14 protein-coding genes are annotated in these 14,708 nt (G+C 67.0%); 11 read left to right on the top strand and 3 right to left on the bottom strand.

From position 1 onward, the window contains the following. Positions 1-15 precede the first annotated feature (15 nt). Positions 16-351 carry an ArsR/SmtB family transcription factor gene (locus tag ACWEO2_RS37585; RefSeq protein ID WP_452409718.1) on the bottom strand — a complete coding sequence of 112 codons (336 nt, stop codon included), beginning with the start codon at positions 349-351 and terminating at the stop codon, positions 16-18. 111 nt (positions 352-462) lie between these two features. Here ACWEO2_RS37585 and ACWEO2_RS37580 point away from each other — a divergent pair, with 111 nt between their 5' ends. From ACWEO2_RS37580 to ACWEO2_RS37560, 5 genes are all read left to right on the top strand, one after another. After that, the gene (locus ACWEO2_RS37580) at positions 463-1,674 is read left to right on the top strand and encodes an MFS transporter (RefSeq protein ID WP_452409717.1); all 1,212 of its coding nucleotides are present in this window, start codon (positions 463-465) and stop codon (positions 1,672-1,674) included. Positions 1,675-1,694: 20 nt separating this feature from the next. Next, positions 1,695-2,696, top strand: coding sequence for an alpha/beta hydrolase family protein (locus ACWEO2_RS37575; RefSeq protein ID WP_452409716.1), 1,002 nt, complete (start codon positions 1,695-1,697; stop codon positions 2,694-2,696). Positions 2,697-2,792: 96 nt separating this feature from the next. After that, positions 2,793-3,680 carry an arylamine N-acetyltransferase family protein gene (locus ACWEO2_RS37570; RefSeq protein WP_452409761.1) on the top strand — a complete coding sequence of 296 codons (888 nt, stop codon included), beginning with the start codon at positions 2,793-2,795 and terminating at the stop codon, positions 3,678-3,680. A gap of 132 nt (positions 3,681-3,812) precedes the next feature. Continuing rightward, complete coding sequence (locus ACWEO2_RS37565) at positions 3,813-5,564, top strand: penicillin-binding transpeptidase domain-containing protein (protein WP_452409715.1); 1,752 nt, start codon at positions 3,813-3,815, stop codon at positions 5,562-5,564. 103 nt (positions 5,565-5,667) lie between these two features. Then, positions 5,668-7,344 (top strand): protein kinase domain-containing protein, encoded by a 1,677-nt coding sequence (locus ACWEO2_RS37560; protein ID WP_452409714.1) that lies wholly within the window; start codon positions 5,668-5,670, stop codon positions 7,342-7,344. A 7-nt stretch (positions 7,345-7,351) separates the two neighbouring features. Here ACWEO2_RS37560 and ACWEO2_RS37555 read toward each other — a convergent pair whose 3' ends face one another. Next, positions 7,352-8,209, bottom strand: coding sequence for a helix-turn-helix transcriptional regulator (locus tag ACWEO2_RS37555; protein ID WP_354957046.1), 858 nt, complete (start codon positions 8,207-8,209; stop codon positions 7,352-7,354). 140 nt (positions 8,210-8,349) lie between these two features. Between ACWEO2_RS37555 and ACWEO2_RS37550 the strand changes: the two genes are divergently transcribed. Continuing rightward, positions 8,350-9,384, top strand: a complete 1,035-nt coding sequence (locus ACWEO2_RS37550) for an aldo/keto reductase (protein WP_452409713.1) — start codon at positions 8,350-8,352, stop codon at positions 9,382-9,384. A gap of 48 nt (positions 9,385-9,432) precedes the next feature. After that, positions 9,433-9,720: a putative quinol monooxygenase gene (locus ACWEO2_RS37545; RefSeq protein WP_452409712.1), complete on the top strand. Its 288-nt coding sequence runs from the start codon at positions 9,433-9,435 to the stop codon at positions 9,718-9,720. A gap of 74 nt (positions 9,721-9,794) precedes the next feature. Here ACWEO2_RS37545 and ACWEO2_RS37540 read toward each other — a convergent pair whose 3' ends face one another. Then, entirely contained in the window at positions 9,795-10,448 is a 654-nt protein-coding gene (locus ACWEO2_RS37540) for a Uma2 family endonuclease (RefSeq protein WP_452409711.1), read from the bottom strand. Between the two features lie 186 nt (positions 10,449-10,634). Here ACWEO2_RS37540 and hisD point away from each other — a divergent pair, with 186 nt between their 5' ends. From hisD to hisH, 4 genes are read left to right on the top strand one after another with little or no spacing between them, the layout of a single operon-like run. After that, the gene (hisD, locus tag ACWEO2_RS37535) at positions 10,635-11,972 is read left to right on the top strand and encodes a histidinol dehydrogenase (protein WP_354957042.1); all 1,338 of its coding nucleotides are present in this window, start codon (positions 10,635-10,637) and stop codon (positions 11,970-11,972) included. Continuing rightward, a complete protein-coding gene (locus ACWEO2_RS37530; protein WP_452409710.1) occupies positions 11,969-13,102 on the top strand; it encodes a histidinol-phosphate transaminase in 1,134 nt (377 codons plus the stop codon). The genes hisD and ACWEO2_RS37530 overlap by 4 nt, the downstream gene beginning before the upstream one ends. A 23-nt stretch (positions 13,103-13,125) precedes the next feature. Continuing rightward, positions 13,126-13,740, top strand: coding sequence for an imidazoleglycerol-phosphate dehydratase HisB (gene hisB / locus ACWEO2_RS37525; RefSeq protein WP_355189858.1), 615 nt, complete (start codon positions 13,126-13,128; stop codon positions 13,738-13,740). Then, complete coding sequence (gene hisH / locus ACWEO2_RS37520; RefSeq protein WP_354957039.1) at positions 13,737-14,372, top strand: imidazole glycerol phosphate synthase subunit HisH; 636 nt, start codon at positions 13,737-13,739, stop codon at positions 14,370-14,372. The genes hisB and hisH overlap by 4 nt, the downstream gene beginning before the upstream one ends. Positions 14,373-14,708 lie beyond the last annotated feature (336 nt).

Raw genomic sequence — 14,708 nt, 5'->3', positions numbered from 1 at the left:
CCCGGCGATCCAGAACTATGCCGGTTGCCAGGCGCGCACCAGATCGAGCAAGCCGGGAAAGCGCTCTTCCAGGTCCTCGATCCGGACCCGGCTGCGCCGCTCGAGTCCGTACTGCCGCTGGCGGGTGACACCGGCCTCGCGCAGCACTCGGAAGTGGTGCGTCAGTGTCGATTTCGGCCGATCGATGTCGAACCAGCCGCAGGAGCGATCGGTCTCGGGGGATTCCAGCAGCAGCTTCTGCACCATGCTCAGCCGCAGCGGATCACTGAGCACGCCGAGCACCTCTTCCAGCCGCAACTCCGCGCGCGCGGGCTCGGGCAGCGTGGTCGCGACGGTGTTGGTGGCGGGCATCAGGGTCTCCTGTGGATCTCGAATTCGTTAGTTCGACTTCTATCGTACTAGGTGTTAAGTTCGACTCTCGTCGTACTAGTACGAGAAATTTCGAACTGATGGAGGTTGGGCATGTCGACACTCGTAGCGTCCGAAGTCGAGATAGCCGAACGCAACGGCGCGGTATGGCTGGCGGCCTGGCCCGTGCTCGCGGTCTTCGTGCTCTCGAACGCGCCGACGCCGCTGTATGTGGTGTGGCAGCACCAACTCGGCTTCTCCTCCGGCGTCCTGACCGCCGTATTCGCCTGCTACATAGCCGGTTTGCTCGGCGCACTGCTGGTCGCGGGCGTGGTCTCGGATCGCGTCGGGCGCAAACCGGTGCTATTGCCCGCGGTGATACTCGCGATGCTCGCCTGTGTACTGTTCGCCACCGCGAATTCGGTTGCGGTGCTGGCGATCGCGCGCCTGCTCACCGGGATCGCGGTCGGTGCCGCCGTATCGGCGGGTATGGCGGCGGTGACCGATATCGGCGGCCGCCACCGCAAACGCCTTGCCGCACTGGCGGCGTCATCGGCCATGGTGCTCGGCGCTGGCTTCGGTCCGCTGCTGGCGGGTGTGCTGTCGCAGACCGTTCCCGGCCCGACCGTAACCATCTTCGTCGTCGAGATCGTCCTGCTCGCCTCGGCTTTCGTGGTGGTGGCTCGGCTGGACCTGCCCAAGGGTGCGGGCGGGCGCGGCCCGTGGATTCGTATCCCGGCGGTCGCACCGGGTGGCCGGACCGCGGTACTGCTCGGCATCGCGGTCTTCGCGCCGGGCATCACCGCCACGTCGTTCGTGCTCTCGCTCGGACCCTCGCTGCTGTCGAACCTGTTGGGCGCCACCAATCGAGTGCTCGCGGGCGGCCTGGCATTCGTCATGTTCCTGGGCGCCACCGGAATTCAATTCGCGGTGCAACGGCTGCGGCTGCGCGCAATTCTGCTCGGTAGCGCCGCGGCCACCCTGCTCAGCATGGTCGCCCTGGCTTCGGCGCTGCGGCTGTCATCGATCGCGCTGTTCGCCGCGGCCGCGATACTCGCCGGAATCGGTCAGGGCATGGGGCAGTTCGGCGGTCTCACCGCCATCAGCGCGAATGTGGCCGCCGATCGGCTCGCCGAGGCCAATGCCGCCCAGAATGTCGGCGGCTACCTGCCCGCCGCCGTACTCCCGCTGTCGGCCGGATTCCTCAGTGACGCAATCGGTTTACCGGCAGGCTCGACGACCTTCGCGGGTGTGGTCGGCGCCGCCGCGGTGGCCGGTGCGATATTCGTCGCGACGCGCGCCGCCGCTGCCACCGGACCGCGATAGCCGCATGCCATCATTCCAGCATGAGGCGCGGATACCTACTGCTGATGGCCTGCTGTGCCCTGCTCACCGGGGCGTCGACGACAAGCCCGGTCGCACCGGCCGCTTCGGCCGAGCCCGAGTGCGCGGTCCAGGTGGATATCAGGCCGGTGACCCTGACGGTGGACGGTGAGGACGCCACCGGCCGCGTATACGAGCCGTACCGCTGTGCGGCGGGCGACCTGACACCGCACGATCTGGTCGTCGCGGTACACGGCCACGGCGGGAGCTCCGCCGACTTCGCCGGATATATGACCTCGATCGCCAGCCGTACCGCGACCCCGATCCTGTTGATGGACGCACGCAGCGAGACCAGCGTGTGGCGGACCGGCGACTGGAATCTGTGGGCGGGCTGGCGCGATATCGTCACCGCCACGCAGTGGTACAAGAACGAACACCCCGCGATCGGCCGCACCGTGCTGTGGGGCTGGAGTCAGGGCGGCACCATGAGCGGCCTCGCGGCGGCATATAGCCCACCGGGACTATTCGATTACTGGGTCGACAACTACGGTCCCGCGGACGATTTCGCGATCTGGCACACCTCGGCAGGTATCGATCCCGCGCTACCTGCTCAGATCGAACGCGACGCGGGTGGCTGTGCCCCGACGGTGTGTCCGCAGGCCTACGCCGAACGCTCACCCGCCCTGCTGGCCGCCCGGATGGGCATGAAACGCGCCTTCCTCATCCACGGCACCAGCGACGATGTGGTGCCGTATTCGTCGACCCTGGAAATGCGAGCCGGACTGCTCGCCGCGGGCAAACCCACCTCGATGTACACCATCGTCAGCGGCCGCGATCTGTACGGTGCGGTGGTCCCCGGCGATCACAGCATCGGGCCCGCGTACTTCGAGGGCGGCTGCGTCGTCGAGCGGCTGCTCATCGGCACCGAACCCGTCGACGGACCCGACCGCGACTATCTCGTCGATGTCGCTCGCGGCATAAATACCGCCCCCGCGGCCCCGCCGTACGCCAAATGCGCCGCCTGAAACAGGCCGTGGGAACACTCGTCGGGTAGGTGTGGTTCATTCGAGCAGACCGAGACGAGGAGAGGTGCGATGGAGACGGGATCGCGAAGCGATTCGATGGGTAACAGTGGCCTAGGGAAGGGTCCGCATAAGCCGGACGACCCCGCCTACCACTGGAACGGCGCGGAATTGGACCTCGACGCCTACCTCGCCCGCATCGGCTACGCGGGCGACCGCTCGCCGACACTGGCAACCCTGCGAGCCCTGGTCTACGCGCACACCACGACGATCCCGTTCGAGAACCTGGAGACCATCCTCGGCCGCCCCGTGCTGCTCGACCTGGAGGCGTTGCAGGACAAGATGATCCGGCAGCGTCGCGGCGGCTACTGCTACGAGAACGTCGGCCTGTTCGCCGCCGCACTGGAACGGCTCGGGTTCGGCGTCACCGGTCTCAGCGGCCGGGTCACCATGGGTGCGCCGGGCGGTCTGCGTCCGGCGACACATGCTCTGCTGCGCGTCATCACCAGCGACGACGACCGGGTCTGGCTCTGCGATGTAGGTTTCGGCTCCGGCCCGCTCGCACCCTACGAGCTGGTCGAGGGCGGCGAATTCGCGCTCGGCGAGTGGCGATTCCGGCTCGAATACACCACCGGCGAACTCGACAGCGATCTGTGGGTGCTGCACCAATTCGGTCGCGAGGGTTGGATCGACCGCTACACCTTCACGCTGAACCCGCAGTACCGCATGGATTTCGCCATCGGCAGCCATTTCGTCTCGACATCCCCACGCTCGCCGTTCACCACGCGCCCGTTCGTGCAGCGATTCCTCCCGGACGTCCACTACGTCCTGGACGGTCTCACCCTCATCACCGAACGCCCCGACGGCTCCAGCGAAACCCGTGAACTCGAACCCGCCGAACTGCCGAAGCTCCTCGCTGAAACCTTCGATATCGACCTGGCCGAACCCGACGCCGCCGTGCTCGCCGAGGCTCCCTGGCTCGCCTGATCTGCACTCTTGTCGGCCTCCGCACTCCCAGTGCGAAGGCCGACAAGGTGTGCGAGAGATCGGCGCGCGAGCCGGTAGCACTCCCGGGCGGGTTACCCAGGCTGGTCGCCATTGGCGGTTAGAGTCGGCCAGGTGCGCGCATACCGGAATCTCCTCGTCCTGTTCGCGGCCCCCGCCCTGGCCTTGACCTGCTGCAGTTCCAGACCGGACCAGCCCGACACCGTCGCCGGGCAGTTCGCCGACGCGCTCAACCGCGACGACGTCGCCGCTGCCGCCGCACTCACCGACGATCCGACGAAGGCCTCCGACGCACTGGGCAAGCTCTATGACGGGCTCGGCAAGGAGGTGAAATTCGAGGTCCGCAGCGCGGATAAGAACTCCTTCACCCTCGCCGCCACCTGGAAACTCGGCAAAGACGGCACGAACGAGTGGAGCTACACCACCAATGGCACCGCAAGCGATTCCGGCGACGGCTGGAAGGTCAAATGGGATCCCGACGCGATCGCGCCCGGCCTCGCCAAGGGACCGCTGACCTACAGCACCGCCTACCCGAAGCCCGCCCGCATCCTCGAGTCATCGGGCGGTGAGCTGATGACCGAGCAGGTGGTGACCCTGGTGAACGTCGCCCCCGGCGCGGACACCGCGGCACTGGCTGGTGTACTGGGCCCGGTCGCAGCGGGCATCACCGCCCAGTCGCTGCAATCGGATCTGGATGCGGCACAGGGCAAGCCGATCACCGCGATCGCCCTGCGCGATGCCGATATCGCCCCGATCCAGACCGCGCTGGCCGCGGTTCCCGGCGTCACCCTTGCGCCCCAGACCCGCCTGCTCGCCACCGACAAATCCCTCGCCTCACCCGTACTGTCCGGCCTCGCCGACCTGTGGCAGCGCGCGGCCGAAGCGGACGCTGGCTGGGCGATCCGGGCGCAGACCGCCGACGGCACCGAACGCGTCGCCGGCCAGGATCCCAAACCCACCGTGGACATCGTGACCACCCTCGACACCGATCTGCTGCGCGCCGCGGAGGACGCGCTGACGCCGGTCACCCAGCCCGCCGCGATCGTCGCATTGCAGCCCTCCACCGGAAAGGTGCTCGCCATCGCACAGAGCGCGGCCGCCGACGCACAGGGCCCGATCGCGCTCACCGGCCTGTACCCGCCCGGTTCGACCTTCAAGACCGTCACCGTCTCCGCCGCCCTGCAATCCGGCGCGGTGACCCCGGACACAGTTCTGCCGTGTCCGGCCACCGCGAATATCGAGGGCCGCCGCATCCCCAACGACAACAACTTCGATCTGGGCAATGTGCCGCTGCACACCGCCTTCGCCCAGTCCTGCAACACCACCATGGGCCAGCTTGCGGCGAATCTCCCACCCGACGGCCTGGCCGATGCCGCGGCACAACTCGGCCTCGGCATCGACTTCGTCACACCCGGTCTGACCACCGTCACCGGCAAGGTGCCGACCGCCGACACGCCGGCGCTGCGGGTGGAGTCCGGCATCGGCCAGGGCAAGGTGACCGCATCGCCGTTCGGCATGGCACTGGTCGCCGCCTCCATCGCGCGCGGATCGATGCCGCTGCCGATGGTGGTCGACGGACGGCCCGGCGCCGCCGACCGCATCCCGGCACCATTGCCACCGACGATCGATGAGCAGCTGAAAACGATGATGCGCGAGACCATCACCGGCGGCACCGCGACCGCGCTGCGGGATATCCCCGGGCTGATCGGCAAGACCGGCACCGCCGAGTACATCGATGACAAACATGCGCACGGCTGGTTTGTCGGAATCGACGATGACCTGGCCTTCGCCGTATTCGTCAGCGATGCGAACAGCTCGGCTCCGGCCGTTGCGGCCGCCGGTCGTATGCTTCGGGCGCGGCGGTGAACTAGCATGGCAGCCGCGCACGGCGCGATGTGGGCGGCGAATATACCCCCGCAGCCGCATGCCGAGGAATGCGCCCCGCTACACTCGTCGACGGAACGCGTTGATGGTCAATACGCGTGATGTCACGATTTCGAGAAGGTTCGGAGTAGGCGCCATCGATACCGGTCAATTGATCGCGGAGCACTACCGCCTGGTCGAGCGGATTGGTAGCGGCGGCACAGGTGTGGTTTGGCGTGCCATCGACGAACGCCTGCAGCGCTCGGTCGCGGTGAAGCAGATCCACATCAAGCCCAGCCTGCCCGAGGCCGAGCGCGATGTGGTGCGTCAGCGCGCGTTCCGCGAGGCCCGCAATGCGGCACGCTTCCAACATCCGAATGCGATCGTGGTCTTCGATATCACCGAGCACAACGGTGACCCGTGCCTGGTGATGGAGTATCTGAAGTCGAAGAGTCTGGCCGGGGTGATCTCGGAGCAGGGCATGCTGCCGCTGACCCAGGTCGCGCGGATCGGCGAGCAGGTCGCCTCGGCATTGATCGCCGCGCACCACGCCGGGATCGTGCATCGCGACGTCAAACCGGGCAATATCCTGCTCGATGACACCGGCACCGTGAAGATCACCGATTTCGGCATCTCCCGCGCCACCGGTGACGTCACCCTCACCGAAACCGGTCTGATCTGCGGTACCGCCGCCTACCTCGCACCAGAGGTCGCACGCGGCGCCGACCCGACGCCCGCTGCCGACGTATTCGCCTTGGGGGCCACGCTTTTCCACGCGCTGGAGGGCGAACCGCCGTACGGTTCCAGCGCCAATCCGCTGGCCGTGCTCTACGCCGCGGCAAACGGCCAGGTCAGCGAACCACGGCACGCGGGCCCCGCCACCGACTTCCTGCTGGATCTGCTCAGCCCCGACCCCAGCGCCCGGCCGACCATGCGTGCGGCCCGCGAACACCTGTCCGCGCTCGCCGACTCCGGTTCGGCACCGGTGCACGCCGGATTCGTCCCCGCCAGTGAGGCTTTCGCCCGCCACGGCGAATCCGCCACCCGCGCCCTGCGGCCGCCGGCGAATCCGACGCCGGAGCATCAGCCGACCGCGCGGCAGCCACGTCCGGCGCCGCCGCGAAATTCCGCTCGCTCCAACAACTCCGGTGGTGCGTCGCATCCGAGAACGGCGTCGCATCCGAGAACCGCAGCGCATCCGCAGACGGCGACACAGCCACGTCCGGCACCGGGCAAGTCCGGTGGCAAGCGCAAGGCCGTCTTGGTCGGCGGGAGCGTCGGTGCGGTGGTGGCCGTCGTGGCCATTCTCATCGGCGCGCTGAACCAGTCGGGCAGCAATACGCCATCGGTGCAGGCGAGTCCGCCGTCGTCGTCCGCGTCGAAGGGCACCACTTCCACGGCTGCCGCTGGCACGCCGGGGCAGACGAAGAGCGTCGGCCCGGCAGACTCGCGGCAATCCATCGATCAAGTGGTGGACTTCTACAACAACCTCACCTACATGAGCTTCCCGGCTGCATGGAAACAGTTGACCCCCGCTGCTCAGCGGGTCTACGGCAGTGAGTCAGCCTTCCAGGATTACTGGACGCAGAATCGGGTCACGGGCTTCAACACTGTTGATGCGGCCGGTAGTGGTACAGGAACCAACCCAGACGGTTCAGTGGATATCAATGTGGCCAGCGTGACCTATGCGGGCCGGAACAGGTCCGTGACGCTGCGGTTGATCAACCCTGGCAGTGGCGCCCCGCTCATTGACAGCGATACGCGCAGCGGCGACGCCCGCTAGTCATTGCCTAACGGGAACCGGACCGCACCGTCGATTGCGCCCAACTCGCCAGCAGCGCAAGGGCGGTCGCGCTCGGCGAATCCGGTTCGGTGGTGTGCATGATCAGCGCCTGATCCGGATCGTCGGGAAGGCGCAGGGTTTCGTAACCGAGATCGAGCCTGCCGACCACCGGATGCAGGTACACGTACTGCCCATGCGTCTTGTCCTTGAGCTCGTGCCGCTCCCAGGTATCGCGGAAGTCGGCGGAGTTCGCGCTCAATTCCTCGATAAGCGAAGCGATTCCGGCATCGCCCGGGTTGCGGGCCATGTCCAGACGCAGGTATGCCACGACATCGGCGGCCTTGGCCGGCCAATCCTCGTAGAGCTCGCGCATGCCCTCGTCGAGAAAGACCAGCCTGGCCAGATTGCGTTCGCGGGGCGGTAGCGCGCCGAAGTCGGTGATGAGTGCGGCGGCCAGCGGATTCCACGCGAGCACATTGGTGCCTCGGCCCACGATGTAGGCGGGCACATCGGCGGCGGCGTCCAGCAGTCGGCGCAGTCCGGGGCGAACCTGCTGTTCGGACTGCGGCTCAGCACCGGACCAGGGCCGGGCCAGTCGATACAGATGTTCGCGCTCTACCTCGTTCAGCCGCAGCGCCTGCGCGACAGCATCCAGCACCGACTCCGAAAAGTGCAGCGTGCGGCCCTGTTCCAGGCGTACATAGTGGTCCACGCTGACTCCGGCCAGCATGGCCAGTTCTTCGCGGCGCAGGCCGGGAACCCGGCGGCGGCTGCCGTAATCGGGCAGGCCGACCTGCTCGGGGCTCAGCCGCGCCCGTCGGGAACGCAGGAATTCGCCGAGTTCAGCACGTCGATCCAGACTCACACCATCAAGTATCCCGGTGGCTGCCGCCGCGCATCCTGGTCATCTCGTGCCCAGGCTCGCGCGGCGCTGTTTACCGCTCTCGTACCCGCCGAAAGTGGTGATCACGCCGGAACGGATCCGGCAGAAGTACGGAGAACCCAATGAGCAACACTCGCCCCTTCGGCGACACCGGCATGAACATCACCCCACTCGGCTTCGGCACCTGGGTGATCGCCGGATCCGGCTGGCAGTACTCCTGGGGCGCCACCGATGACGCCGATTCGATCGCCGCCATCCGGCACGCCATCGATTCCGGACTCAACTGGCTCGACACCGCGCCCGCCTACGGTCTGGGCCATGCCGAGGACCTGGTCGGCCGGGCACTGGCCGGGCTGCCCGAATCCGAGCGGCCATACCTGTTCACCAAGACCGGCCTGGTCTGGGACGAGGGCGACGACCGCACCGGACCGCCACGCCGAATCGTGCGCCCCGACGTCGTGCGCCGTGAACTCGAGCAATCGCTGCGCCGCCTGCGCGTCGACCACATCGACCTCTACCAGGTGCACTGGCCCGACACCGGCGAGATCTTCGTCTACGGCGCCGACGGCGTCGCCTCCGGCGCGGCCACGCCGCTGGAGGAGTACTGGCAGGTAATGGCGGATCTGAAGAAGGAGGGCAAGGTGCGTGCCATCGGCCTGTCCAATCACGATGTCGCCCAACTCACCGTCGCCGAGCAGGTCGCACACGTCGATGCCATCCAGCCGCCGTTCTCGGCGATCAACCGCGCCGCGGCCCCGGAGATCGCCTGGGCCGAGGCCAACGGCACGGGCGTCATCGCCTACTCGCCGCTGCAGTCCGGACTGCTGACCGGCGCATTCACCGCCGACCGCGAGCTCAGCGCCGATGACTGGCGCTCCGGCCACCCGGACTTCACCACCAACCTGTCCGCCAATCTGGCCCTGGTCGACGCGCTGCGCCCGATCGCGACCCGCCACGGCGTGACCGTCGCCGAGGTCGCCCTGGCCTGGGCAACCGCATGGCCCGGCGTAACCGGCGCGATCGTCGGCGCCCGCACCGTGGCGCAGATCGACGGCTGGATCGGCGCCAGCGCCCTGCGGCTGACCGCCGCCGACCTCGCCGAGATCACCGCCGCCATCACCGAAACCGGCGCGGGCACCGGCCCGGCCCACGCCTGATCCCCCATCACCCGGCCCCGCGCCGAAAACCCTTGACAGGACACCGAAATGACACTGCACGTGGTCGCCGAATTCCAAGCCGCCAACGGACAGGAGGATCGTCTCCGCACCGCGCTCGAAGCGATGATCGAACCCACCCTCGCCGAGCCCGGCTGTCTCACCTACCAGCCCTACACCGACCCCAACGACCCGTCCCGCATGGTCCTGGTCGAGGAGTGGACCGGCCCCGATGCCCTCGACGGGCACTTCACGACCCCGCACTTCTTCCATGTCCGCGATGTGCTCACCCAAATCCTCGCCGAGCCGATGGTGATCAAACGCCTCATCCCGGCCTGACCGGCGCGCCTGCCCCGATCACTCGGGGCAGGCGAAGGTCTGCCCGAACTCGGCCGCCGCACCTGACTCGGCGATCAGTATTCGAGTTCGGTCCAGGGGATTTGAATCGGGAAGGGGAAGTCGATCTCGATGTCGTCGGTGTTGTCAGGGGTCCATTCGCCTGCAAGCAGGTAGTTGGCCGAATGCAGCGGGTGCACTCCGTCCGGCAGCTCGCCTGCTCCGGTCTGCAGGACGTACGCGCGCACAATTGCGATTGCACTCACCTCGGGAGCCAGGTGCACTTCCCAGTACCAAGGAATTCCGGCGCTCGCGTAGCGACCTTTCTTTGCCTCGATGTCGGTCTGGGTGTTGGACGGGGACAGGACTTCGCCGACCAACAGAGCATCGCCGCCACGAACATCCTGGTAAGGCGATTCCAGGCAGCGGTGGACGAGGAAGTCGGGTGTCAGGAAGTTGGACTTACCAGTGCGTCCAAGGAAGACGTTGGTTTCGAAACCGACTCGCCAGCAGTGCTGCGGTCGATCCGACATATCTTTGCGTGCGCAACGCTCGAGGGCGGCCCACAGACGTCCCATGAACACCTGGTGTTCGGAAGGCCCACGCCGAACCCACACCACCCGTCCATCCCATAGCTCGATCTGCTCAGCGATCTCCTCGGGAAGTCGCTCCAACTCCTCCCAGGTCATGTATTCGGGGAGGTCGGGCCGCTGAACGTGCGGAATGGACATGCCGCCATCGTAGTCGGCCTCGTCGCCGTGCAGTGATGCTTCCGAATCCGGCGTCGCGACGACCGCAGCGGATAACCGGTGGCATGCGACCGATAGGCTGTTAGCTGGAGCGGAGCGGAGGAAACCGACCGCTCGGCGTCGGGGGACCGACGTCCAAGGATCAGGACAGACAGGATCGCAGACCTCATGACATCCCGCATCGAGCTCGCCCGCGTTGATCTGCGCGGCCGTACTCCCTCCGCTGCCGAGCTGCGCACCGCGCTGCCGCGCGGGGGAGTCGACGTGGACTCGGTGCTGCATCAGGTGCGGCCGGTGGTGGAGGCGATCCGGGATCGCGGGGTCGCGGCGGCGCTCGAATTCGGTGAAAAGTTCGACGGGGTGATTCCGCCGAGCGTCCGGGTGCCCGCAGCCGAGCTGGACGCCGCGTTGGAGAAGTTGGATCCGGCCGTGCACACCGCGCTGGAGGTCGCGATCGAGCGGACCCGCAAGGTGCACGCCGATCAGCGGCGTACCGACACCACCACCGAGGTGGTACCCGGCGGTACGGTCACCGAGCGCTGGGTGCCGGTCGAGCGGGTCGGTCTCTATGTGCCGGGCGGCAATGCCGTGTACCCGTCGAGTGTCGTGATGAACGTGGTGCCCGCGCAGGCGGCGGGCGTCGACTCGCTGGTGGTGGCCTCGCCGCCGCAGGCGCAGTTCGGCGGGCTACCGCATCCGACCATCCTGGCCGCCGCGAAGCTGCTCGGCGTCGAGGAGGTGTGGGCCGTCGGCGGTGCGCAGGCGATCGCGCTGCTCTCCTACGGTGGCACCGATACCGATGGCGCCCAGCTCGAGCCGGTCGACCTGATCACCGGTCCCGGCAATATCTATGTCACCGCCGCCAAGCGCCTGTGCCGCGGCCTAGTCGGCATCGACGCCGAAGCGGGCCCCACCGAAATCGCCATCCTGGCCGATGCCACCGCCGATCCGGTACACGTGGCCGCCGATCTGATCAGTCAGGCCGAACACGATGTGCTCGCGGCCAGCGTGCTGGTCACCGACAGCGTCGACCTGGCCGATGCGGTAGATGCCGCGCTCACCACCCAGATGACCGTGGTCAAACACGCGCACCGGGTGCGAGAGGCGTTGTCCGGCAAGCAGTCCGGCATCGTCCTGGTCGACGATATCGAGCAGGGCCTGCGCGTCGTCAATGCCTACGCCGCCGAACACCTGGAGATCCAGACCGCGGAAGCCCCGGCTGTCGCGGCCCGAGTGCGCAGCGCCGGAGCTATTTTCGTCGGCGCATACGCCCCGGTCAGCCTGGGCGACTACTGCGCGGGCTCCAATCATGTACTGCCGACCGCAGGTTGCGCCCGCCACTCTTCGGGCCTTAGCGTGCAGACCTTCCTGCGCGGCATCCACGTCGTCGAATACACCGAGGCCGCACTCAAAGATGTCGCCGGTCATGTGGTCGCCCTGGCCAATGCCGAGGACCTGCCCGCCCACGGCCAGGCCGTGCAGGCGCGATTCGAGGCGCTGGCATGACCCCCGAGATCACCGTGCCCGGTGCCGACGTCAGCCTGGACCAGCTACCGCTGCGCGACAACCTGCGCGGCAAAAAGCCTTACGGCGCACCACAATTGACGGTTCCAGTGCAGCTGAATACCAATGAGAACCCGCACCCGCCCAGTAAGGCCCTCATCGACGACGTCGCCGAATCCATTCGCGCCGCCGCCACCGATCTGCACCGCTACCCGGACCGCGATGCCGTCGCCCTGCGCACCGATCTGGCCGAATACCTGACCCGTCAGACCGGCGTCGCGGTGAGCACCGCCAATGTGTGGGCGGCCAATGGCTCCAACGAGATCCTGCAGCAGTTGCTGCAGGCCTTCGGCGGCCCCGGCCGCAGTGCATTGGGTTTCGTCCCGTCCTACTCGATGCACCCGATCATCTCCGAGGGCATCGATACCGAATGGGTCGAGGCCAAGCGCAATGCCGACTTCTCCCTCGATATCGACTACGCGCTCACCACCATCGCCGAGCGCCGCCCCGACGTGGTCTTCGTGACCCGACCGAACAATCCCACCGGACACAGCATCCCGCAGGCCGATCTGGCCCGGATCCTGGCCGCCGCGCCGGGCATTGTGGTCGTCGACGAGGCCTACGGCGAGTTCTCCGCCGAGCCGAGCGCGATCGCACTGATCGATCGGTATCCGACGAAACTCGTGGTCACCCGCACCATGAGCAAGGCATTCGCCTTCGCAGGCGGCCGCCTCGGCTACCTGGTCGCGGCCCCCGCGGTGATCGACGCCATGCTGCTGGTGCGGCTGCCGTACCACCTGTCGGTGGTCACCCAGGCCGCCGCCCGCGCGGCCCTGCGGCACGCCGACGAAACCCTCGCCAGCGTTGCGGAATTGGCATCCCAGCGCGACCGCGTCGCGGAAGCGTTGCGCGCCATGGGGTTCGACGTTCTCCCCAGCGATGCGAACTTCCTGCTCTTCGGCCGCTTCGCCGATGCACCCCGCGCCTGGCAGCACTATCTGGACCGCGGCGTGCTGATCCGCGATGTCGGCATCCCCGGATATCTGCGCGCCACCATCGGTCTCGCTGCCGAGAACGACGAATTCCTGAGTGTCAGCGGCACACTCGCCGAGACCGACCTCACCATTCGATGAATCCGCCTGTGGAGGAACCAGCAATGAATCGCACCGCGCGGGTGGAGCGCGTCACCAAGGAATCCAATATCGTCGTCGAACTGGATCTGGACGGCACCGGTAAGACCGACATCTCCACCGGCGTCCCGTTCTACGACCACATGCTGACCGCGCTCGGCGCGCATGCCAGCTTCGATCTGACGGTGCGCGCCGAGGGCGATATCGAGATCGAGGCGCACCACACCGTCGAGGACACCGCCATTGTGTTCGGTCAGGCGCTGGGCCAGGCGCTGGGCGATAAGTCCGGCATTCGCCGCTTCGGCGACGCGTTCATTCCGATGGACGAGACCATGGCGCACGCCGCGGTGGACGTCTCCGGCCGCCCGTACTGCGTGCACACCGGCGAACCCGACCACCTGCTGCACGCGGTGATTCCGGGTTCCGGACCGGGTGCGCCGTATTCCACCGTCCTCAACCGCCACGTTTTCGAATCGATCGCGCTCAATGCCCGCATCGCTCTGCACGTGCGCGTTCTCTATGGCCGTGACCAGCACCACATCACCGAGGCCGAATTCAAGGCGGTGGCACGGGCTTTGCGCGCCGCCGTCGAACTGGACCCGCGGGTGAGCGGTGTGCCTTCGACGAAGGGGACGCTGTGAGCACCAAATCTGTCGCGCTGCTGGACTACGGCTCGGGCAACCTGCACTCGGCGCAGCGCGCGCTGATCCGCGCGGGTGCGAATGTCGAGGTGACCGCCGACGCCGATATCGCGCTCGCCGCCGATGGATTGGTCGTCCCCGGCGTCGGCGCATTCGCTGCGTGCATGGCCGGACTGCGTGCGGTAAAGGGCGAGCGCATCATCGGCCAGCGGCTGGCCGGTGCCCGGCCGGTGCTCGGTATCTGCGTCGGTATGCAGATTCTGTTCGAGCGCGGTGTCGAGTTCGGCGTCGAAACCGATGGATGTGCGGAATGGCCCGGTGTGGTCGAGCGCCTTTCTGCTCCCGTACTGCCACACATGGGCTGGAACACGGTGTCGGCTCCATCCGACAGCGTCTTGTTCGCGGGGATGGATAGGGATACGCGTTTCTATTTCGTCCACTCCTATGCCGCGCAGACTTGGGACCTGCCACCGAACGAGCACTTCGCCGCGCCGAAGCTCACTTGGGCAGAACACGGTGTCCCATTCCTGGCGGCCGTCGAGAACGGACCGCTGTCGGCGACGCAGTTTCATCCCGAAAAGTCAGGCGATGCGGGCGCGCAGTTGCTCCGCAATTGGGTGAACTCGCTGTAAACACCCGCTGGCCAGGCGATTTGACATCGTGCACGCCGGTAAGTAACTTTATTCAAGTCAGAGCGACACGGACACCGACCCGGAGCCGAAAGGCCTGGGAAACGAGGTAGGACGAGGAGCGCCTGACTATCACACTGGTTCGGAAGAGGCCCGATTTTGTATCGGGGCTCGGCTGAGCTAAGCTTCAACAAGTTGCCTCACGGAAGCGCCGGATTTACTCCGGAGTGAAAGTGTGTGCGTGTGTTCTTTGAGAACTCAATAGTGTGTCGATGAATGTCAGTGCCAAATATTTTTTGGTTCCGGCTCCTCATACCCCCGTGTGGTGGGGCTGGACAT

The sequence above is a fragment of the Nocardia sp. NPDC004278 genome (assembly GCF_053602975.1).
Note: the sequence above shows the minus strand (reverse complement) of the source record. Positions and strands in the feature narration are given on the sequence as shown.